The organism is Spirosoma aerolatum (assembly GCF_002056795.1).
GTDB classification, from domain to species: Bacteria; Bacteroidota; Bacteroidia; order Cytophagales; family Spirosomataceae; genus Spirosoma; species Spirosoma aerolatum.
In genome coordinates this window covers 5694378-5716705 of the sequence record NZ_CP020104.1, presented here as the reverse complement: position 1 = coordinate 5716705, position 22328 = coordinate 5694378, and the positions used below count along the sequence as shown (strand labels likewise).

Annotated in this window: 20 protein-coding genes; 10 read left to right on the top strand and 10 right to left on the bottom strand. The window is 47.4% G+C overall.

All coding sequences use genetic code 11. The features are described from left to right. Nucleotides 1-82: 82 nt before the first annotated feature. Complete coding sequence (locus B5M13_RS23680; RefSeq protein WP_080058019.1) at nucleotides 83-499, bottom strand: 6-pyruvoyl trahydropterin synthase family protein; 417 nt, start codon at nucleotides 497-499, stop codon at nucleotides 83-85. A 274-nt stretch (nucleotides 500-773) separates the two neighbouring features. Here B5M13_RS23680 and rfaD point away from each other — a divergent pair, with 274 nt between their 5' ends. Next, entirely contained in the window at nucleotides 774-1739 is a 966-nt protein-coding gene (rfaD, locus tag B5M13_RS23675) for an ADP-glyceromanno-heptose 6-epimerase (protein ID WP_080058018.1), read from the top strand. A gap of 6 nt (nucleotides 1740-1745) precedes the next feature. On the opposite strand, the gene B5M13_RS23670 is transcribed toward rfaD, so the two are convergent. From B5M13_RS23670 to B5M13_RS23650, 5 genes are all read right to left on the bottom strand, one after another. Then, the gene (locus tag B5M13_RS23670) at nucleotides 1746-2117 is read right to left on the bottom strand and encodes a DMT family protein (protein WP_080058017.1); all 372 of its coding nucleotides are present in this window, start codon (nucleotides 2115-2117) and stop codon (nucleotides 1746-1748) included. Between the two features lie 15 nt (nucleotides 2118-2132). Beyond that, the gene (locus tag B5M13_RS23665; protein ID WP_080058016.1) at nucleotides 2133-3452 is read right to left on the bottom strand and encodes a sensor histidine kinase; all 1320 of its coding nucleotides are present in this window, start codon (nucleotides 3450-3452) and stop codon (nucleotides 2133-2135) included. Beyond that, on the bottom strand, nucleotides 3449-4120 hold the full coding sequence (locus B5M13_RS23660; protein WP_080058015.1) for a response regulator transcription factor: 672 nt from the start codon (nucleotides 4118-4120) through the stop codon (nucleotides 3449-3451). Before B5M13_RS23660 ends, B5M13_RS23665 begins: the two co-directional genes overlap by 4 nt. A 76-nt stretch (nucleotides 4121-4196) precedes the next feature. Then, complete coding sequence (locus B5M13_RS23655; RefSeq protein WP_080058014.1) at nucleotides 4197-5000, bottom strand: hypothetical protein; 804 nt, start codon at nucleotides 4998-5000, stop codon at nucleotides 4197-4199. Nucleotides 5001-5101: 101 nt separating this feature from the next. Next, nucleotides 5102-6649: a S8 family serine peptidase gene (locus tag B5M13_RS23650; protein ID WP_179950458.1), complete on the bottom strand. Its 1548-nt coding sequence runs from the start codon at nucleotides 6647-6649 to the stop codon at nucleotides 5102-5104. Between the two features lie 141 nt (nucleotides 6650-6790). On the opposite strand from B5M13_RS23650, the gene B5M13_RS23645 reads away from it, so the two are divergent. After that, complete coding sequence (locus tag B5M13_RS23645) at nucleotides 6791-8089, top strand: aminopeptidase P family protein (RefSeq protein WP_080058013.1); 1299 nt, start codon at nucleotides 6791-6793, stop codon at nucleotides 8087-8089. A gap of 67 nt (nucleotides 8090-8156) precedes the next feature. On the opposite strand, the gene B5M13_RS23640 is transcribed toward B5M13_RS23645, so the two are convergent. Then, nucleotides 8157-8807, bottom strand: a complete 651-nt coding sequence (locus B5M13_RS23640; protein ID WP_245859456.1) for a TetR/AcrR family transcriptional regulator — start codon at nucleotides 8805-8807, stop codon at nucleotides 8157-8159. A gap of 303 nt (nucleotides 8808-9110) precedes the next feature. Then, complete coding sequence (locus B5M13_RS23635; protein ID WP_080058012.1) at nucleotides 9111-9551, bottom strand: WapI family immunity protein; 441 nt, start codon at nucleotides 9549-9551, stop codon at nucleotides 9111-9113. A 270-nt stretch (nucleotides 9552-9821) separates the two neighbouring features. Between B5M13_RS23635 and B5M13_RS23630 the strand changes: the two genes are divergently transcribed. From B5M13_RS23630 to nspC, 5 genes are all read left to right on the top strand, one after another. Then, on the top strand, nucleotides 9822-11036 hold the full coding sequence (locus B5M13_RS23630; RefSeq protein WP_080058011.1) for a saccharopine dehydrogenase family protein: 1215 nt from the start codon (nucleotides 9822-9824) through the stop codon (nucleotides 11034-11036). An 88-nt stretch (nucleotides 11037-11124) separates the two neighbouring features. After that, nucleotides 11125-11907, top strand: coding sequence for a hypothetical protein (locus tag B5M13_RS23625; RefSeq protein ID WP_080058010.1), 783 nt, complete (start codon nucleotides 11125-11127; stop codon nucleotides 11905-11907). Nucleotides 11908-11966: 59 nt separating this feature from the next. After that, nucleotides 11967-12797 (top strand): energy transducer TonB, encoded by an 831-nt coding sequence (locus B5M13_RS23620; protein WP_080058009.1) that lies wholly within the window; start codon nucleotides 11967-11969, stop codon nucleotides 12795-12797. Between the two features lie 17 nt (nucleotides 12798-12814). Continuing rightward, nucleotides 12815-13237 (top strand): energy transducer TonB, encoded by a 423-nt coding sequence (locus B5M13_RS23615; protein ID WP_080058008.1) that lies wholly within the window; start codon nucleotides 12815-12817, stop codon nucleotides 13235-13237. A 30-nt stretch (nucleotides 13238-13267) separates the two neighbouring features. Then, on the top strand, nucleotides 13268-14419 hold the full coding sequence (gene nspC, locus B5M13_RS23610) for a carboxynorspermidine decarboxylase (RefSeq protein WP_080058007.1): 1152 nt from the start codon (nucleotides 13268-13270) through the stop codon (nucleotides 14417-14419). 87 nt (nucleotides 14420-14506) lie between these two features. Here nspC and B5M13_RS23605 read toward each other — a convergent pair whose 3' ends face one another. After that, nucleotides 14507-15073 carry a 1-acyl-sn-glycerol-3-phosphate acyltransferase gene (locus B5M13_RS23605; protein ID WP_080060057.1) on the bottom strand — a complete coding sequence of 189 codons (567 nt, stop codon included), beginning with the start codon at nucleotides 15071-15073 and terminating at the stop codon, nucleotides 14507-14509. Between the two features lie 316 nt (nucleotides 15074-15389). After that, nucleotides 15390-16538: a bifunctional histidinol-phosphatase/imidazoleglycerol-phosphate dehydratase HisB gene (gene hisB / locus B5M13_RS23600; RefSeq protein ID WP_080058006.1), complete on the bottom strand. Its 1149-nt coding sequence runs from the start codon at nucleotides 16536-16538 to the stop codon at nucleotides 15390-15392. A 341-nt stretch (nucleotides 16539-16879) separates the two neighbouring features. Here hisB and B5M13_RS23595 point away from each other — a divergent pair, with 341 nt between their 5' ends. The 3 genes from B5M13_RS23595 to B5M13_RS23585 all read left to right on the top strand — a co-directional run bounded on the left by B5M13_RS23595 (nucleotide 16880) and on the right by B5M13_RS23585 (nucleotide 22311). Then, nucleotides 16880-17887 carry an NYN domain-containing protein gene (locus B5M13_RS23595; protein WP_080058005.1) on the top strand — a complete coding sequence of 336 codons (1008 nt, stop codon included), beginning with the start codon at nucleotides 16880-16882 and terminating at the stop codon, nucleotides 17885-17887. Nucleotides 17888-17890: 3 nt separating this feature from the next. Continuing rightward, complete coding sequence (gene pabB, locus B5M13_RS23590; protein ID WP_080058004.1) at nucleotides 17891-19219, top strand: aminodeoxychorismate synthase component I; 1329 nt, start codon at nucleotides 17891-17893, stop codon at nucleotides 19217-19219. Nucleotides 19220-19458: 239 nt separating this feature from the next. After that, on the top strand, nucleotides 19459-22311 hold the full coding sequence (locus tag B5M13_RS23585; RefSeq protein WP_080058003.1) for a TonB-dependent receptor domain-containing protein: 2853 nt from the start codon (nucleotides 19459-19461) through the stop codon (nucleotides 22309-22311). Nucleotides 22312-22328: the final 17 nt, after the last annotated feature.

The window sequence follows — 22328 nt, the reverse complement described above, 5'->3', positions numbered from 1 at the left end:
GAAAAGATGTAGGATATATGATGTAGGATATATAGAGTAGTTGTCGTTATATATCCTACATCATATATCCTACATAGAAACATTATTCGCCAAAATAATCGACTGAGTTTTTTGGGGTTTCGACTAGCCGAATTTGATGCAGATGGGCTTCGGTAACGGGGGCAAGGGCGCGTTCAAGAATTTTCCAGATTTCCATCACCAGAATTTCACAACTCGCCATTTTCCCCTGCATAAAATCGACGTCGAGGTTCAGATTTTTGTGATCAACTTTATCAATAACTTCCCGACGAATAATATCCCCCAACACTTTCAGATCGATCACAAAACCCGTATCGGGATCGGGTTCACCTTTCACGGTTACAATTAATTCGAAGTTGTGTCCATGCCAGTTCGCATTTGCGCAAGGGCCAAAAACTTCCTGATTTTTTTCTTCCGACCAGGCCGGATTATGAAGCCGGTGAGCGGCATTGAAATGTTCAATTCGATTGATATATACCATAGCTCTGGTTTATATGGGGCGGTTGCCAGAAACGCCCATGTTAAAATGAAATGACAAAAGTACGAAGCGAACCTGCCTTATAAAAACGTCGTCGATTTTCTATAAGTGTCAATTTGACATCTAAAAATACTTATTATTAGAAAAATACAATTTAATCAACGAATCTGATAGTCGATTGTCCAATAGAAAAGATGTATCTTTACAGCCAATTTCACTTCATCAAGGCTGATACCCATCGAATTGCCAATATAAACACGTTTACGACTACCACTTTATGATTATAGTTACGGGAGCCGCCGGTTTTATCGGAAGTTGCTTAATCAGCAAGTTAAATCAGGAAAACTTCAATTTTATCATTGCAGTCGATGATTTTTCATACCCGGAAAAAGAAGCAAATCTGGCCGGAAAACGGATTCAGGAACGTGTAGATCGGGAAGCTTTTTTTGATTGGCTTGATCAAAATTATCAGGAAGTAGAATTTATTTTTCACATCGGAGCCCGTACGGATACAACGGAATTTGACCGGCATATTTTCGAGCATCTGAATGTTGAATACTCTAAGCAAATCTGGAATCGGTGCATTGAGTATCAAATCCCGCTGGTCTATGCGTCATCGGCCGCTACGTATGGAATGGGTGAATTGGGATACGATGATAATGAATCGTTGATTCCGCAATTAAAACCGCTGAACCCCTACGGCGACTCGAAGAATGAATTTGATATTTGGGCGCTGGAGCAGGAACGCAAACCTTTCTTTTGGGCTGGCCTGAAATTCTTCAATGTATATGGCCCAAATGAATACCACAAAGGCCGTATGGCATCGGTTATCTTTCACGCATTCAATCAGATAAAACAGTCGGGTCGGATGAAATTATTCCGATCGCACAACCCCGACTTTGCGGATGGCGAACAGATGCGCGATTTTGTATATGTGAAGGATCTGGTTGAGGTTTGTTCGTTTCTGATGCATCATCGTCGCAATTCGGGCATTTACAACCTGGGTAGTGGGAAAGCCCGTACCTTCCTCGATCTGGCCAAAAATACGTTCTACGCCCTGGGACTTGAGCCCCAGATCGACTTCATCGATACCCCCGCCGACATTCGCGATAAATACCAGTATTTTACCCAGGCCAACATGGCAAAACTCCGGTCTATCGGCTACGACCGGCCGTTCTGCTCCCTCGAGGAAGGCATTGCCGATTACGTCAGAAATTACCTGGGTAAAGAAGACTATTTATAAGGCGGATTACCATTTTTTGAAGATGAAGAATACCGCGATGACGATGAAGGCAAACCCAACCAGGTGATTCCAGGCCAGTTTATCGGTTTTAAAGAGAAAAACCGTGATGAGGGTAAAAACGGTCAGCGATACGGCTTCCTGAATGGTTTTTAATTCGAACAGCGAAAAGGGACCGCCCGTTTCATTTGAGCCAATGCGATTGGCAGGAACTTGAAAGATGTATTCGAAAAAAGCCAGCCCCCAGCTAAGCATAATCACCCCAAAAAGCGATAGTTTAGCCAACATAGGATATTGTTTAATTTGAAGGTGACCATACCAGGCCAGTGTCATAAATACGTTCGATAACGTTAGTAACAGAATGCAATAAAGTCCTTTCATGGAGTGATAAATAACTTACTTATTTGGCTCAACCGGCAAAATTAAGGTGCTTTTGAATGTGAAATTCTGCCAGTTTAGATGTAACTCACCATCGAGTAAGGTTGTTAGCCGAAAACCGATCCAAAGTCCCAGACCATGCCCTTCTTTGAGTGGATCAGCCTGAAAATAAGCTTGTGTCAGGTCGAGAGTAGGGCCATTTTCTCGAACGGTACGATTCTCTATATCAACTTGCCAGTTGGCTGCTGCACGCTGTAAACGAACTGTTACGATACTAGCTGCCACGGCGTATTTAATCGCATTTTCGATCAGATTAAGCAGAATATGTTCCAGTTTGACAGCATCGGTCTGTATAGTGGCCTCGGTCGCGGCTGGCCAGTCGAGGTGAGTGATTACGTCATAGTCGGTCGCAATGACGCTCAGTTGCGTCAGGCAATTGGTCAATAAAGTTGATAGATTGATCTCAGCCATATTGATTGGTTGCGTAAGTGCATCTGGTCGGCTGAGCACTAAAAACTCATCAATAAGCCGCGCTAGTCTACTTACTTCGTCCAATTGTCCGCTCAGGAACCCTCTTGTTGCCGCATCGACCTGGCCGTTCCCCAGCGTTACTTCCAGGCCGGTTTTCATGATGGTCAATGGGGTACGTAATTCGTGGGCAGCCGCGCCAAAGAAATTGCGTTGTAACTCCACATTTTCCTGAATACGGGCCAGCATTTGATTGAGGGTGTCCGTCAATTGATAGAGTTCATCGCGGCTGCTGGGGAGTTGAATACGACTACTGTTGCTGGTAGAACTTATGGCGTTGGCCTGCTCAACAATGCTCTGAATTGGCCGAAGGAGCCAGCCAGCTACGCCATAGCCTGCCCCGAAGGCTAGTAATAAGCTCATAAGCCAGCCAAGGCCGAAGAGCCAGCGAAGTTGGCGTATATCCTGCTGCAAAGTCGCATCGGGTACAGCCAGCGTTAGTAAAATCTGACCGTCGGGCAACTGGTTACTGGTCGTTTGGGTCATTACCGACCGATACGAGTACGAAATGGACGGCTGATGGCGACCGCGTCGGAATGTATTGGGAAAACCCGGACTGCGGAATAACTCGCGCAAGTGGCCGTAGGTTTGATAGCGGATGAGCATTCGTTCCCGGTCGGTTGGGAGGGGCAGCACAACCGGGTCGACACTGACCAGCGAGAGTAACCAATCGGCTCGGGTTTGGAGAGTCCGGTCAAAGGCGGTTCGCAGGCTTTTTTCGGCTCGATTGAGCATGAGCCAACCTGCCGACAAACTTACTACCGCAAACACGGCTGTAACGGCCAGCACAATCCGACTGCGCAGACTCATGCCGTTTTGAGCCGATACCCCCGGCCGATAATCGTTTCAATTAAACCCGCTTTGCCAGCAGCATCCAGCTTTTTCCGAAGCTGATAGATGTGAACCTCGATCACATTACTACCCATATCGAAATCCATGGACCATACTTTCTCCGCGATTTCCGTTTTGGTGACCAATTGCCCCGGCCGGCGAATGAGTAGTTCGAGTAGGGCAAATTCGCGATTGGTTAACTCAAGTCGTTCACCGTGCTTGAAGACCTCATGGGTTACCAGGCGCATTTCCAGATCTGCCACGCGCAAAACGACATTGTCGCTGGTAGCTGTCCGGCGTTGAAGCACCCGAATTCGGGCCAGCAGTTCATTGAAATCGAAGGGTTTACGCAGGTAATCGACCGCGCCCAGGTCGAGCCCCTGCACTACTTTTTCGGGGTCGCTCAGGGCCGATAAAATCATAACGGGGACGGTCAGCCCGAATGTCCGCAGATTTTGAAGTACTTCGAAGCCTGTTTGGCCGGGCAGCATAAGATCAAGTAGCACCAGGTCGTATAAGCCACTCGCTACATAATCGAGTCCTTCAGACCCGGAGTGTGTCAGATCGGCAACATGGCCATGCTGCTCCAGTCCCTGTTTAATAAACCGGGCCAGCTTACGCTCGTCTTCGATCACTAGAATTTTCACACGTGTAATGATTGAATGATTGAATGACTGAATAATTGAATCACTTTAGTCATTCAATCATTCAGTCATTCAATCATTATCTAACCAGATATTGTTGCCCGTTGATGGTCAGAACTGACGCTCGTAGGATGTTGAGTTTTTCCAGTTGCACCTGCCCTTCATGCAGCGATTTTGGGTAACCCTGAACGGTTATGGTATTCCCTTTCTTCGCCAGATTCGTGAGCTGATACGCTACATGGGGGGGGATCGTCACAATTGTTTTGTCATCCAGCACAAACCCATTCACACGGCCTTCACGGTCCATTCGGTAATCGGCGATTTTGCCGGTAGCGCTGGCCAGAGCCGGTGGTTCGGCCAAGGTAGCTGGCCGGGCTGGTGGGGTATGCATAACAGTCGATTTTCCAGATGTCAGGCTATTTAGCAGGAAAACGGTTTCTCCTTTAGGTGTTGTGTCCGAATAACCTGTTACACTAACAGAGCTACCGGGTTTAACGGCCTGCTGAATCTGTTTCCCGAGGTGAGAGGGAAATTTAACCGTTGTCGCTGTTGTCCCTGTTCCGATGGTGAATCCATCCAATACCGATTCGTCGTTGGTAATCCATTGCCCTACCGTTCCTGTAACGGTTGTGAGCGAGGTAAGTCCATGCGCCTGTGGTTCACGCCCCGGCCCACGTTGATTGCGGAAGTCGCCGGAATGCCGACCATGCTTACCTGGGCCGGGCCGACCAGGCTGATGTGGTCCAGCTAGAGGATGGTTGAGAGCGATCCCCGGAGCCGGTGGTTCAGGCGGGGTAGGAGCTGCTTGTTGGGCGTAGGTAAGCGGAGCGGTTAAGGAGGCTGCCAGGATAGCCAGAGCCATTAGTTTTGTGTTCGTTTCCATGTTCAGTTATTTGTCACTGTGTGATTACGGAAGCAAACCTACACCCTCCATATAAGCTCTATCTGAAACGGAAATTAAATTTTCTTCATACCGTAAATCAATCATTCCCAGATTACCTCTACCACCTCTTTTTTGAGATCGATGGTGGTTTGTTTTTCGTTCGATGAACGACGCAGCGTCAGTTGGCCATTATTGACTTTTACGGCTTCCTGTTGCAGCACGTGTGTAGCATCTTTCTTATGAAACACCGATACGGTAGCCTCGTTTCCATCAACGGGCCAATGGAATGTTTTTCCACTGGCCTTAACCGATCGGGTTGTTACCGGTAGTTCTTGATTATGAAGTAAAGCCAGTGCCCGCGATGCCTGTGGTACACCATAGCCTACATAATTGTTGCCGTATGGATATAGGTGCGACGATTTCTCAATGATTTCCATGACCTGCTTATTGGTCAGCTTCGGATTCGCCTGCATAATACAGGCCGCAAAACCTGTAATAACGGGAGCCGACAGCGAAGTGCCATAGAGTGAGAAACAGGAAACATTGGGTTTTAGATAAGGAAGGTTTTCGGGGCCAATGCTGCTGTAGCCAATCCGATTCCAGAGCCGGCTGTTGGTGGCACCAATGGCGAGTACCCCCTGCGCATCGGCAGGTGTACTGATAATCCGCCATGAACGGTCGTCGCCTTCATTTCCGGCTGAAACAACAATTAGAATCCCCTTTTTATCGGCTGCAATCTGAGCCGCCCGGCTAATCAGGCTCGTGTGGCCATCCATCTGGCTGGGTTCGTAGTTCTCTTTCGGATTGCTCATGCCTTTGGCATAGCCCAGCGAGGTGTTAATCAACCGTACACCTAAGCTATCCATCCATTCCATAGCGGCCACCCAGTTGTCTTCTTCGCCCCTGTATTCACGATTGCCCTGATCAGTACGGGCCAGGTAGAATGTGGCATCGGTAGCTAAACCAAACTGAATGTTTTCGGTCGGATCGCTACCGGCAATGGCGGCCATTACCTCGGTGCCATGAAAATCAGACATGGTTTCGAGTGTGCGCAACAGGTTGTTCTGCGTTTTCTTTTCATTGACGTAATCGCGAACCTGCTTAACGCCCTGTCGCTCGAATACGTGCTTTAACGAACTGGCAGAGTCTGCACCGAAGAAGCCCGCATCGATCACCCCAATGTTAACAAAACGGCCCGTTAGTCCGGCCTGAGCAAAATTAGGGGCCTGAATCTGGGTCATGACCGGGGCCATTTGTAGTTTCGAAGGAACCTCGATGCTGGTAATTACAATGGCTTGATCAATTGCCTGAATGCCTTTCACAAACGGCATCGCCATAACCTGAGCATATTGCGCGTTGGTTAGCCTGGCCGATACGGCATTCAACCACCGTGATTGACAAACTGGCTGAATACCGGCCTGCTTTAAGGCAGACAGATAAGTTCCCGATACGGCAAGATCTGTTTCATCGAGGGGTAAATGTTGCTGTTGACGTTGAGCGATGGACTGTGGCGACAAAGCGGGCGAAGAGGAAAGGTCTTTGTCGCGAAGCAAAACCCAATATTTAGGGGCTTCGGAACGGGCCTCATTAGGTTGTGCCTGCACCAGCTGGATGAACAGGCAGAAAAACGCGGTTAGGCGTACAATCATGATTCGTTTAGGTCAGAAAACGCGTGGCCTCACTGAAGCAAGGCCAATAAGTTCTTAACTCAGAAACACGCTAAAACTGTTCTGGGTTTTGAGTTTCTTTGCAATATAATCAAAAATAACTAAGCCTACACGGTATACCGTATGCGTTATTTACCAATCGATAAGCAGCTTTTTATTCAGAATCGTCAGCGGCTTAGCCAACTGCTGAAGCCAAAATCATTAGTCGTTTTAAACGCTAATGACATCATGCCAACCAATGCCGATGGTACGATGGGGTTCCGGCAAAATAGTGACCTGTTTTACCTGACGGGCGTCGATCAGGAAGAAACCCAATTGGTATTGTTTCCCGACCATCCTGATGAAAAATTTCGGGAAGTTCTCTTCCTGCGTGAAACCAGCGAACTTATCGAAATCTGGGAAGGGCATAAGCTAACCAAAGCGGAGGCTGAGCAGGCAACGGGCATCCCACAGAAGCAGATTTACTGGACGCATCAGTTCGAGCAGGTGTTTATTCAGATGATCTTCGAGGCTGAACGGGTGTATCTGAATTCGAATGAACATACCCGAGCTGGTATCGAGGTGCAAACCCGCGACGCCCGTTTTATCGACGAGTTTAAGCGGAAGTATCCATTGCATCATCTGGAACGGCTTGCTCCATTGATGCATTCCCTTCGGGCCATCAAGCAGCCGCTGGAGGTGCCTCTTATCCAAAAAGCTATCGACATAACCGATACGATGTTTCGGCGGTTACTCAAGTTTATTAAACCTGGCGTTTGGGAGTATGAAATTGAGGCCGAAATGATGCACGAATACCTCAAAAATCGCTCACGGGGTTCGGCTTATAGCCCGATTATTGCATCGGGAGCCAATGCCTGTGTGCTGCATTACATCGATAATAGCCAGCAATGCCAGGATGGCGACATGATCTTGCTCGATATTGGTGCCGAATATGCCAATTATAATGCTGATATGACCCGTTCGGTCCCAGTGAATGGCCGTTTTACGGAGCGGCAACGGGCGGTATACGATGCCGTATTACGGGTAATGAAGGAGGCCACTCAAATGCTCCGGCCGGGTAACCTCTGGGACGATTACCACCGGGAGGTGGGTAAAGTTATGGAGTCGGAATTGATTGGCCTGGGCTTACTGGATCGGACGGCCGTAGAAAAACAGGACCCGGATGCACCACTCTACAAGAAATACTTCATGCATGGCACCTCACACTTCCTTGGACTGGATGTACATGATGTGGGCAATAAGTACCGACGCATGGAAGCCGGAATGGTATTTACCGTTGAACCGGGTATCTATATACGTGAAGAGAAGCTCGGGATCCGGCTCGAAAATAACGTATTGCTGACCGAATCGGGTAACATCGACTTAATGGGCAACATCCCTCTGGAAGCCGACGAGATTGAGGAATTGATGAACAATCAGTAATTAATGAATAATGGATAATGAACAATGGAGTTACTAAACCCATTGTTCATTATCCATTATTCATTAATTACTTTGCTTCCTCTTTCTTCGAATTTTCGCGATCGAGTGCAATATTCAGGCTGGAGTAAATCCGGCGAATAGCGGTCTCCAGACGTTCCCAACCCGCATCGGAGCGCAGGTCGATGTCGCCGATATGATCGCGGTGATTGCTGGTAAGAACCAGATGGGTCACGGCAGCAACCATTAAACTGGTGATGGCGATAGGATCAAAAGCTGCATACGGAGCGAGCTTGCTCACCATCGTTTTATAGGATTGGTCACGGAAGTCGGCCAGGCGACGCGCTAGTTCGGTTTCACCATTTGCCATTTCCCAGCGAATTAATTCCTGAGACGATTTCCGATTCCGGAACTCACGCATGAACTGGATGGTATATTCCGACCAGGCTTTGCTGCGGGCTTCTGGAGCCAGGTTATCGGGTACGGAATCCAGAAACTTATCATTAAACATCGAGAGGAAGAATCCGCGATGTACGTAGGCTTCCAGCAAGCCATTCCAACCACCGAAATAACGGTAGATTAATACTTTGTTGACTCCGGCACGCTCAGCAACGGCATTAATACCTGCTTTTTCGGTACCGCGTTCAGCCATTACTTCTCCCATGGCGCGCAGGATACGTTCCATGGTCATCTGGCGATTTCTTCGCTTGACGACTTTCATACAATTGGGTCGTTTTATGTTTAAAGAGGATTCAGTTATATACGTTTGTATGCTTTGGGAGTTAAACAGTCTGCTAAAATGGTAGCAAATCTACTGTAGCTACAAATATGAATATAACCGTTGAGGTTGTCAACCACTAGTTACACTAAAAATAAAAATAAAGCGCAAAATGATTGACAAACGGAGTTATTCTATCCTCTGCACTATACTATTAGTGCACAGCTATACAAATCCGGCTGTGCCTTATGGAAACGGTAAAAATTAGCCAATGGCCCAGAGAGACATTGCCCAATTAAGCATGAATTACCGTTCGGGATAGGTATCTACCTGGCCCGACAAGTCCTGAATAGCTTCCTGAAGCTGATTTCGGTTGAGAAGAATATCCATTTCCAGTGGAAAATCGGGGTACGTATGCCAGGATGGGGTAAGCTCATGATTAAGCTGAATTTGCAGGCGATACTGATCGTTGGAAAGGGCTTTGGCCTCTACACTTAAACCGGGCTGTGAAAAGTTTAGCGTAATGTGATTGGATGCCTTATTCCACAACGAGCGTAAACTTACCAATAACCGCTTTACTTCCCAGGTTTGTAGAAGAGCCGACCGCGTATCAGCTTTTTGACGCCAGAATGTCGAAAAACGGCACTGAAGCCGATTGCGGTCCCGCCAGGTTGTAGTGACCTTACCATACCCGACAATAGCCATTTCGAATGAATCGGGAGAACCTGTGGAAGAAACAAATTTCATAACGAGAGTAATTAGGGAGTGATTAATTGTCTACTTAACAAATATACTAAGTATTTGTTAGAGCGACATGAATTTTTCGAGATTTTTTGGACTATTCGAGTTTATTGCGACAAAATGAGCGAAACAGTGAATGAGCAAAAGGCAAATGGCTGACAACAGCAGGTTTCACTCGTTCGATCTTGCATTCTTTCACTCTTTAAAACAACCCTTCCCTGCTTTCCCTATCTTTGCAGCCGAAAACGAAACACACAAACTTTTAGATTCAGATAGATGGCAAAGGTGCTCATTATTGGGGCGGGTGGTGTTGGTAGCGTGGTAGCGCATAAGTGCGCCATGAACAGCAACGTATTTACCAGTATCATGCTGGCTAGCCGTACCAAGGCAAAATGCGACCGTATCGCAGCCGAGATTCAGGAAATGCACGGCGTAACGATTCAAACGGCGCAGGTCGATGCCGATGTGGTGGCCGAAACGGTTGCCTTAATCCGGTCGTTCAATCCCGTGTTGGTTATCAATGTGGCACTGCCGTATCAGGATTTGCCTATTATGGATGCCTGTCTGGAAGCGGGTGTACACTATATGGATACGGCCAATTACGAACCCAAGGACGTTGCCAAGTTTGAATATAGCTGGCAGTGGGCCTATAAAGAGCGTTTCGAGCAGGCTGGCCTGATGGCGTTGCTGGGTTGTGGCTTCGATCCGGGGGCTACGCAGGTATTTACGGCCTATGCTGCCAAACACTACTTCGACCGGATGGATTACCTTGATATTGTTGACTGCAATGCGGGGAACCACGGAAAGGCATTTGCGACTAATTTTAATCCAGAAATCAATATTCGGGAAATTACCCAGCCCGGTCGCTACTGGGAAAATGGGGAATGGGTGGAGATTCCGGCCATGAGTGTTCATAAGCCTATCGACTATCCCGGCATTGGACCACGGGAGTCGTATGTACTCTACCACGAAGAACTGGAATCGTTGGTGAAAAACTTCCCAACGCTGAAACGGGCTCGTTTCTGGATGACCTTCGGACAGGCGTATCTGACCCACCTGGAGGTACTGCAAAACGTAGGCATGACGCGTATTGACCCTATCAAGTTTCAGGGCATGGACATTGTACCGCTTGAGTTCCTGAAAGCCGTACTACCCGCTCCTGACTCATTGGGTGAAAACTATACCGGCCAAACCAGTATCGGGTGCCAGATCAAGGGGGTGAAGGATGGCAATGAGCGTACCTACTTCATCTGGAACAACTGCGATCATGCCGAGACGTATAAAGAAGTTCGGGGGCAGGCCGTTAGCTATACCACCGGCGTGCCAGCCATGATTGGCGCTATGCTCATGCTGACGGGTGTCTGGATGAAGCCGGGTGTCTGGAATTGTGAAGAGCTTGATCCCGATCCGTTTATTGAACAAATGAACAAACAGGGCTTACCCGTAAACGAACGCATCGATATTCCGTTACCGCACGAGTATCCGGCCTGATTAAAAATTCTTAAAATTGGAAAATCCCGTCATACATCAAGGCGGGATTTTTCGTTACTTGACAAACTATTTCTAAACCACGCATCCTATGAAACGTCTGGTACTTTTTGTATTAGCAATGGCTTCCTTTGGTAATGTATATGCGCAGAAGCCTGACTCGACCAAAGCGAAGTCCGTCAATCAGTCACAGTACAACCCCAATTCGCAGCGGAATGGGTACGAAACCTATCAATCAACCAGCCAGATTGTGGGGGCAGGCCCCTATACCATGGTCAATACTATTGATCATCGGTACGAGGGATTGCGTGGAACACCGTATTTTTTGCCCGATTGGAATAAAGGACAGATCGAAATGGTGGCCGGGCAACATTACAAAGATGTGCCAATCAAATTCGATGCCTACCGCCAGCACCTGATTCTATTGCGGACCTGGGCCGGAAATGACTCAATCATCGTTAATGCCGACCAGGTGAAATCGTTCCAACTGAAAAATGGCGACGGTCAGTTTTATGTGTTCCGTCATATACCAGCCGCTAAAACCAGTGATGAACTCCTGAAAGAAGGCTATTTTCTAGTACTCTACCAGGGAAAATCGGCCTTGCTGAAACGGATTGCCAAGGCGTTTAAACAGGCCGATTATAAAAATCCTTACTCGAACAATGTTCGCTATGACGAGTTTCGGGATGTGATCTCCTATTACATCCTGAAGCCTGACCTGACTCTGGAGAAGGTAAAACTCTCCGATAAATCACTGATTGAGGCATTAGGCGATCATAAAGATGAACTGAAAGCGTACGTGAAGCAGGCCGATTTGAGCTTTAAAGCCGAAAATGACGCCATTCAACTTGTTCAGAAATACGATAGTTTCTGACCGGATTGTGGAATACGGTGCGGACGCACATCTAAGCGGTAAACCAACTAATTACCGCTATGCTTCGCTCCGATGCATTTCTGCCCGTAGCACCTACCTACGACGATATTATTTTTCAGGCCCGTAATCAGGCTTATGGCGCATTTGTTCTGCGTCAACAGTATCGACCGACACTCAGCCGTGCATTAGGATTGGGTGTCGGTTTATTTTTAGCCGGATTGGCTGGGCCTGCCCTGTATGATCATTTCTGGCCCAAAGCCATGGCCTCCGATCAGGAAGTCATGATTTCAGCCGATATGATGAAACTGCCTGAGAAAATAGAGGAACCTCCTATCACGTTACCTAAAACGGAACCGGCTCCGGCAGTCAATACCGTTCGAAATTTACCTCCCGAAGTGAGACCTGAGGATGAAGTGATCGACGAAAACCTGCCGCCCACTACCGACCAATTAAAAGACGCTACATCGGGTACAGAAACGGCCGAAGGGACGGGTGCCGAAGAGGTAATACTGGCACCGGAAGCGTCTGCACCCACCATTCAGGAGAAGGCTGTTGAAGTGGAAGCCGCCCCCGAAGCACCTTTTTTAAGGGTTGAGCAGCAGCCCGAGTATCCCGGCGGGATGGATGCTTTGAGAAGCTTTCTGAGTAAAAACCTGAATTATCCGCGTGCAGCCGCATCGGCAGGGGTTTCGGGGAGAGTATATGTCAGCTTTGTGGTCAATACCGATGGTAGCTTGGCCGAGCTTCAGGTACTGAAAGGCATCGGCTTCGGTTGCGATGAAGAAGCCATTCGGGTTATGCAGAAAATGCCCCCTTGGAAACCCGGTAAACAGTCGGGCCGGGCGGTGCGGGTCAGATTCAATTTGCCCATTTCGTTTACGCTGGAATAAATCGTTCACTCTGGGCCATGCACTCTATCACTACTGCCTTGCTGATCATTAGTTTGTTTATTCTGTCTGTGCCAAATGCCCATGGACAAACGATACATAAAACCGATACAACAGTGTATACAATTGTTGAAAGCGCACCAGCGTTTCCGGGTGGGTCTAAATCGTTGACCGGCTACCTACAGGCGATGGTACGTTACCCGTCAACGGCTCAAAAAGAGAAGATAAAAGGTCGGGTTTTTGTGTCGTTCATTGTTGAAAAAGATGGTAGCCTGACCGATATTCGGCTACTGAAAGAACTTGGCTATGGATGCGATGAAGAATCCATTCGGGCGGTTCAGGCCATGCCCTGCTGGGAACCCGGAAAGCAATCAGGAGAACCAATCCGGGTGAAGTATTATTTGCCGATCGCTTTTGGGATGGATTCAGACAAACGTAAATGACATTCATTTGCCTTTGCCTACCTTTGCGGTATGAATACCAATCTGCTGCAACACCTGTCCGATCCGGCGATTCCGTCGCCCTGTTTTATTCTTGAAGAAGCTAAACTCCGCCGAAATCTTGAACTCATCGACTCTGTTCAGAAGGCGGCTGGAGTAACCATTATTCTGGCCCTGAAAGGATTTTCGATGTACAGTGCCTTCCCATTAGTACGCGAATACCTGAGTGGGGCTACGGCTAGTTCGCTCAACGAGATTAAACTCGTCAACGACTACATGGGCGTGAAAGCGCATACCTACATACCGGCTTACCGGGATGATGAATTCGACGAAGTGGTAGACCGTAGCAGCCACCTCACGTTTAATTCATGGGGCCAGTGGGAGCGATTTAACGATCGGGCCGTTGGGCGGGTATCGTGCGGTATCCGTGTCAATCCGCAGTATTCCGAAGTGGCTACGGAAATGTATAACCCCTGTGTGCCCGGTTCGCGGCTGGGTGCTACTCGTGATCAGTTGCCCGATCAGCTGCCCGACGGACTGGAAGGGATTCATTTTCATACCCTTTGCGAAAACGACTCCTTTACCCTTGAACGGACACTTCAGGCCTTTGAAGCGCGGTTTGCGGATTTGCTGCATCAGGTGAAATGGGTCAATTTTGGTGGAGGGCATCTCATGACCCGCGAAGGGTACGATACCGCACACCTCATTGGTCTGTTAAGCGCTTTCCGGCAGAAATACAATGTCGATGTGATTCTGGAACCGGGGTCGGCCATTGCTTGGCAAACGGGCGTTCTGGTATCGACCGTGCTGGATGTGCTGGATAGTCAGGGAATTCATGTCGCCGTTCTGGATACATCGTTTGCGGCTCATATGCCCGACACACTCGAAATGCCCTATAAGCCTCGCATCATCCATTCCTATCATGAACCAGTGGCTGGTAAGCCTACTTATCGGCTGGGTGGCATGACATGCCTGGCGGGTGACTTTATGGGCGATTATTCGTTTGATTCCCCCTTGCAGGTGGGCGATAAAATCGTGTTCGATGATATGATTCATTACACGATGGTCAAAACCACGACCTTCAATGGCGTCAATCTACCTTCCATAGGGATATGGAAAGAGGATGAGACATTCCAACTCGTGCGAACGTATGGTTACGAAAGCTTCAAAGACCGGCTGAGTTAACCAATGATAACCGTATTGTAACGCGGGTGAAAATCGCGGACTTCCATAGCAACGGCGAATCGTCCGCGTTACAACAACTACTAGCTATTACTCAATAATGCCTGTTTCTTCCCATTGCGTTAGCCAGTCCTTCTTGATGCCGTGTATAGATGAGAAAAACGCGTAAAAAGGAACCATATCAGCCTCATAATTGCCCGTTACATAGAGGGGTTCACTGAGAATGACCTGCTTACGGGGCCAATCGAAGCCCGTCAGTATTAAGGGAACGTTTGCTTTTAAGGCGATGTAATAAAAGCCGGTTTTCAGCTTTTTAACATTACTTCGGGTCCCTTCCGGAGCAATACAAATATGTAGATAATGATTTTGGTCAAAAACGTCTGCGATGACATCGACCAAATTGTGCGATCTGTCACGGTAAACAGGCTTGCCACCAAGAGCCCGAAAAAGCCAACCGGCATACCATGTAAACAGTGAACTTTTAGCAAGGTATTGAATCCAGACGCGAGTGGCTGCCCGGGCACCGAGTCCCACGAAAAAATCCCAGTTAGTGGTATGAGAAGCAACCACCCAAATGGCTTTGGATAGATTAGGGATGGGACCTACTAATTGCCAACCAGCAATTTTAAACAACCAACGTGCAAAGGCACTGAGCATAGGAGTCGATAGTCGAAATAGATCAATCACTCAGTAGTGATTCTGGTTGAAAGACCTGCTGCTGAGTGATTGATCTATTTCGACGGGAATTAATACTTCCGGTCATTGCGCTCCAGCCACCGACCCGTAATAAACGAAGCGGTTAGCAGAACGACGTAGAACAGAATGGTCAAAGGAGTTGATAAATCCATGTCGATGTTCGGTTGAATTCAGATGCAAAAGTAATAGGAAAAGTCGATATTAACAGCCGTAGACCGATAGTCGTTCGTCAATTATAGGTGCAAAAGCTGGCGAGTCATAACCGACGGCGCTGCACTTACAAAACCCCTTTCGTACTAGGCAGGTTGTCCAGTTCTTTAATGTCGCGTCGGACGGCCATTTTTATGGCTTTGGCAAAAGCTTTAAAAATAGCTTCGATTTTATGATGCTCATTGTCGCCTTCAACCTTGATGTTTAGATTGCAAAGTGCTGTATCTGAGAATGATTTGAAGAAATGAAAAAACATTTCGGTAGGCATATCCCCGATTTTTTCACGTCGAAATTCCGCATCCCAAACGAGCCACGGACGGCCCGAAAAATCGATACCGACCTGAGCCAGTGCTTCATCCATCGGGAGTAAAAAACCATATCGGCTAATGCCCCGCTTATCGCCCAGCGCACGACGGTAGGCTTCCCCAAGGGCCAGCGCTGTATCTTCAATGGTATGATGCTCATCAATATGCAGGTCGCCATTGACATGAATGGCCAGGTTTGCCCCCGAATGTTTGGCAACCTGGTCGAGCATGTGATCAAAAAAGCCCAGCCCCGTATGAATATCGGCTTTCCCTGAGCCATCCAGATTCAGATCGACACGAATTTGTGTCTCTTTGGTATTCCGTTCTACAGTGGCTGTTCGGGCAGGTAAGCGTAAAAATTCGTAAATCTGATCCCAGTTATCGGTCGTTAGGGCAATAGCGTCTTGCATAGCTGGGGTCATGCCCGACACATCGGCAGCTTGTACCGTAGCCAGTCCATTGGGTGGAAGAAACAGGATTGCTTTAGCGCCCAGGTTAATGGCTAACTGTACATCCGTGAGCCGATCACCAATCACAAAACTGTTGGCCAGGTTGTAATCGGGTGAGAAATAGCCGGTCAGCATGCCTATACCCGGTTTCCGCGTGGGGGAGTTATCGCGCGGGAAGTGACGGTCAATGTGAACCGCCTTGAAGTTGACATTTTCTCCGGCGAAGGTGGCCAGCATTTTGTTGTGGGCAGGCCAGAAAGTATCTTCAGGGAATGAATCAGTGCCAAGCCCATCCTGATTGGTGACCATAACCAGTTGAAAATCTGTTTCTTCGGCTATTTTACGCATTGCCGAAATCGCTTTGGGTATATAATCAAGCTTGGCTAACGAATCGACCTGTTGATCGGGTTGCGGCTCAATAATGAGGGTGCCGTCACGGTCGATGAATAATATTTTTTGCATAGCGAGCAGGAATGAGCTGGCAAAGATAGGGGTAGGGTAGTATGCATCTAAAAAATTGTTATGTTTGCAGAGTATTATTTATACAATATTGGTCTTTCCTACACTGATTCTTCTTTTTCTTTGTTACCTACAATAATTAATAAAGTCTATACAATAAAGTGTAGTGCTTAAAATTTAAGTAACTTGTTTTTGAGTAGTATTGAATACGATTAAAATAGAATTTGATAAATCATTTTTTTCGTAGTTATAGTATCCATATACCACCAATCAGCCCCATAAAAGGATAATTAAAAGAATTTTTCTCTTACATAATCATACAATTATAAACATTTAAGTACAGCATGCCAGCAGAATCCAGATTAACCCGTATTGGGGTTTTCTATGACGGTAATTATTTTCTACATGTAAGCAACTACTATAATTATTCGCACGAACGTCGTAGCCGTATCAGTATTTCAGGGCTGCACGCGTTTATTCGCCGTCAGGTAGCAGAGGAAGAAGGGGTGAATGAGCGTCTGTGTCAGATTGTAGATGCACACTATTTCCGTGGTCGACTGAATGCCCATGAGGCAAATCAACGCGGTAATCAACTTTTTTATGATCGGCTCTTCGACGATATTCTTATGTCCGAAGGAGTCGTAACGCATTACCTGCCTGTCAAAACGTATCAGGGATACCGGCAGGAAAAAGGAATCGATGTATGGCTTGCGCTTGAAGCATTTGAGCTGGCTCAGTATAAAAAGTTTGATGTAGTCGTATTGATCACATCCGATGGGGACTATGTGCCGCTCATTCGAAAGCTTAACACCCTGGGCTCCCGAATTATGGTATTGAGCTGGGATTTCGAATTCCTGAATGAACAGGGCGAAAAACAAGTAACGCGCACATCCCAGGATTTGCTCGAAGAGGTGTCTTATCCGGTGGCTATGCATGGCATTATTGATGACCGCAGCCGTCGGAACGATATGGTGATCCAAAATTTATTTGTTAAACAGACGCCCCGGCCTACTTTTTCTACCGTTACTGGAAACGGCAATAGCTATACAAATGGTATGAGTTATGGCAGTTCGTTGTCGATGGAAAGTGATTACGACTACGATTCATCGTTAGAGCCTAATTACAATGTGGCTGACGGTGACCTGGAAGGGCGCAAGATCAGCACCATTCGTAGCCTCAAAACAGGCTATGGTTTTGTGAATTTTCCGCCCAACAACCTGTTTTTCCACTACACGAGTTTAGTCGATACCGATTTCAATGAATTGCAGGTTGACGACGAGGTTGAATTTTCAATTGGTCAGAATGCCGAAGGAAAAGACATTGCTATTGATGTTCGGTTATTACGTCCGTAAGGTATGAATGTGTTGCGTATAGACGTTGACGACATTCAGGCGATTCGTTGGCAGGCATTGGCCTGGGCTGTTAGTCAGCAGAACGATTCAGTTGATTTTGTCGCTTCGTTAGCCAATAACAATAGTATCTATCCGAATGACCCGTTTCCCAACCGACTCTTTGTCGGGGCGGAACGGGTCATTTCGTTTCCCGAGGGTGATGCGTTGGGTACATTAGCTGACGCACATGTCAGACATCCTTCCTATCTGGTTGGGTATTTAGGGTATGATCTGAAAAATCAGCTTGAGGCACTGGAAAGCCGCAACCCGAATCGGTTAGGTTTTCCGGATATTTATTTTGTTGAACCTACCTGGGTTATTGACTTCGACGCGTCTGACAGCCAGGCTGGTCAAGTGTGCGTTCGTGGGAACGGGAACGCTCAGGACTTGTGGCAACAAATCGTACGTTTCCAGCCAGCCCCCATCTCCGCACCTTCATCGTCTGCTATTTCCTCTGCTATTCAGTGTCGGGTTTCTTATGAGGACTACCTGACCAACGTGCGTCGTATTCAGCAGCATATTCTGGCGGGCGATGTATATGAACTGAATTATTGCATCGAGTTTTTTGCCGAAGCCATCCAACTGGATCCATTGACGATTTACCGCGCTCTGAACCTGCGATCTCCCATGCCTTTTTCTAATTTTTTGAAAATCGGTGAGCGCTACATTATGGGTGCATCGCCCGAGCGATTTCTGAAAAAAGAAGGCCAAAACGTTTTATCGCAGCCCATAAAAGGAACCATCAGGCGGGGGAAAACACCGGACGAAGATAGCCTGCTTCGTACTCAATTGCTGCAATCGGAAAAAGAGCGGGCCGAAAACCTGATGATTGTGGATCTGGTGCGTAACGATCTGGCTCGTAGTGCTAAAACCGGATCAGTGCAGGTGGATGAACTATTCGGCATTTACGGCTTTCAGCAAGTGTATCAAATGATTTCGACGGTTTCGGCAACGCTGCGTGAAGGCGTAAGCTGGGCCGAGGCTATTCGGCATGCTTTTCCGATGGGGAGCATGACTGGCGCTCCCAAAATCCGGGCCATGGAGTTGATCGATGAACTGGAGGTAAGCAGGCGAGGAGTTTATTCGGGCGCTATTGGTTTCGTTACACCTGAAGGCGATTTTGATTTCAGTGTGGTTATCCGCACGCTTCTCTACAATGCGCAAAATCGGTATGCGTCTTTCTCAGTAGGCAGTGCGATCACCTATGATGCCGATCCCGTACAGGAATGGGAAGAATGCCTGTTGAAAGCAAAGGCAATTCGGGAGGTGATTGACGGGTTTACTACCGTTTAATCAATTAAAGGCCTTGTTTTATGCAATCAATTCCTGTTTTTTCTCATCACTAATCAAAGGATGCAACCTTTTTATCGGAATAAGGCTCTTTCGGTTAGTTGAGCAGGGTATTCGGTTTATTCCTATAAAAATAGTTAATTTACTAAAAAATTAGTTAAAATTCGTTAAGGCCGTAACTAACCTATTAACTGTTTTTTATATTTGCTCTTATTATCCTATTATCTTCTATTCGATCATCCATGAGAAACCTTTCCCTGCTGGCCTTACTATGCCTGCTCACGGCTTCGCTTTATGCACAAAGTCCACCGGCGGCAACTCGCTTTACGCTTCAGGGCCGTGCTGTCGATACGACATCGGCTCCGCTGCCTTCCTCGACGGTTATGCTGCTTAGCGCCAAAGATTCGTCGATGGTGAACTTTACCCGAACGGGCGACAATGGTGCTTTCTCCTTCAAGAATATAAAGGCGGGGACCTACATTCTGAAAATTTCGTTTGTCGGGTTGATTCCTTATAATCAACTGATTAAGTCGACAGGGGAGCCGGTTATGGATTTAGGGCCGTTGAAACTGAAGCCGATCACGCGCGAACTGATGGAAGTAGTGGTTCGAACGGCAAAGGCTCCGCTGACGATCAAAGGCGATACTATCGAATACAATGCCAGTTCATTTAAGGTCCCGCCCGGATCGACGGTGGAAGATTTACTGAGAAAACTGCCTGGCGTTCAGGTCGATCAGGACGGGAACATTCGGGCACAGGGGCAGGAGGTTAAAAAAGTAACGGTCGATGGAAAGAGCTTTTTCGGGGATGATCCGAAGTTGGCCACCAAGAACCTGCAGGCCGAAGCCATTACAAAAGTTCAGGTGTTTAACGACAAAACCGAACAGGCTAAAATGACCGGCGTTGACGACGGCAAAAAAGAAAAAACCGTTAACCTGCAACTGAAAGAAGAGTTTAAAAAAGGTGGTTTTGGAAAATTGACAGCCGGAGCTGGTCCTGCTTCGAATAATGTATCGACGCGTTTTGAGGGAAAAGGAAGCTACAACAAGTTCGACAGTAAGCAACAATTTTCGGCCTTGCTGCTCGGGAATAACACAAACCAGCAGGGCCTTTCCTTTAATGACTACCAGGATTTTAGAGGGAGTAACTCGTTTAACTGGAACGATAATGCCGACTTCGGGTTTAGTGGCTCTAATCGTTATCTCTACTTTGGCGATGACAATGAAAGTCTGACCATTCCGATTAGTGGCGGCAATGGCCGGGGCTTTACCAAAAATACGGCAGGGGGCCTTAATTACAACTACGACACGAAGAAAACCAAGCTAAGTACAAGCTATTATTTCAACCAGACCCGGTTAAATCTGGACGCGCTTCGGGAAAATAAAAGTTACCTGCCTGGCTCAACCAATCTGCGGAAAACGGACACCAGCAGCCAGTCGAATCTGGCTACGAACCATCGGATTAGCTTCCGTTTAGAGAAGCAGCTCGATTCCATGCAAACGTTGCTGATCATCAGTAATAGCCGATTTGGACTTAATAGTAGCAACCTGCAAAGTCAGCAACGGGTTTTTCAGAGCGTCGCTACTAGCGCTGAACTGCCGACAACGTATAGTCAATCGACGAACAATTCATCAGCCAACCAGTTTGCGATAGCCAATACGCTGCTATACCGGCTGAAGTTCAAAAAGAAAGGGCGCAACTTTGGCGCCAGTGCCACCTTCCAGATGAATAAAAATGATGGCGATTTACTGCTGAAAGCCCGGAACGAATTTTATCAGGCTACCAGTGTGAACGACATGTTGCGGATACTCAATCAGGATCAGGGAACAAATTCGATCAGCAACCAATACAAGGCTAACCTACTCTATGTAGAGCCGTTCGCCAAAAAGTTCTTCTGGGAGACGTTCTATAACTTTAACCTCCGCTACGATGAAGTAGATCGCGATGTAGCAAACCTGGACGACAGCCGCCGACGGATTGATTCCCTGAGTTTGTATTACAAGAACAATTACCTGTTCAACCGATTGGGGAGCAGTGTGCGTTACTCCTACAAAGGGCTGAATATATCGGCTGGGGTAGCAGGACAGCAATTTCAGCTTGATGGGAAATTTGCCCGCGACCAGAGCCAGCCGCTTCAACCCATCAACCGGACGTTCACGACAGTGATTCCGAACGTCTCGCTCAACTTCGATCTGAAAAATAACCGATACCTGGGAGCCAATTATGATGTAGGGGTACAGATACCATCCTCGCGCGATTTACAGCCAGTAACCAGCAACAGCAACCCACTGGCCATTACCCGTGGAAATCCGAACCTGCTCCCTCAGTTGGGTCATAACCTGAGTGCTTCGTACAACTACTTTAACCCAGGGAGCTTCATTAATTTATGGACGAATATTTACACGACCTATTTTGTAAACCAGATCGTGTATAGCCAGACCGTTGATCCGAAAACCCTGATTACAACGACGATGCCTGAAAACCTGACGGGTGGTAAAAATCTGGGATCTAATATTTATTTCGGCTTCCCGCTGAAGAAAACAAAGGCAACGCTTAACCTGAATACCTCGTTGAATTTGGGCCACAATCTGACGCGAATCAATGAAGTGCTGAACGAGACAAATAACCAGAATTACTCGTTTGGTGTCCGGCTGGAGTTGACGCCTAAAGAGTGGATCACATTTTACGGTAACGCGAATATGAGCATTACCAATACCAAGTATTCGATCAATACGACGCAGAATCAGACCATCTACAACAACAGCATCCGGGGTGATCTGAACCTGAAACTGCCCGGTGATTTTTACCTGAACACGACGCTGAACTATAACGAGTATAAAAACGAGAAGCTGAATTTCAATCAGCAGATTCCCTTGTTAAGTTCGTCGATCTATCGTATCGTTGGGAAGGCGAAAAAAGCAGAGGTTCGGCTGTCAGGTTTCGATCTGCTCAATCGCAACGTGGTGGTATCGCAGTATGCTGGGCAGAACTATACCAGTACCGAACGAATTCAGTCGCTGGCCCGGTATTTTATGCTAAGCTTTACGTACAACATGCGGGGGGTTCAGGCGAAAATGCGCCGGGATTATTATTGATTTCAAGCTCGTCTAAA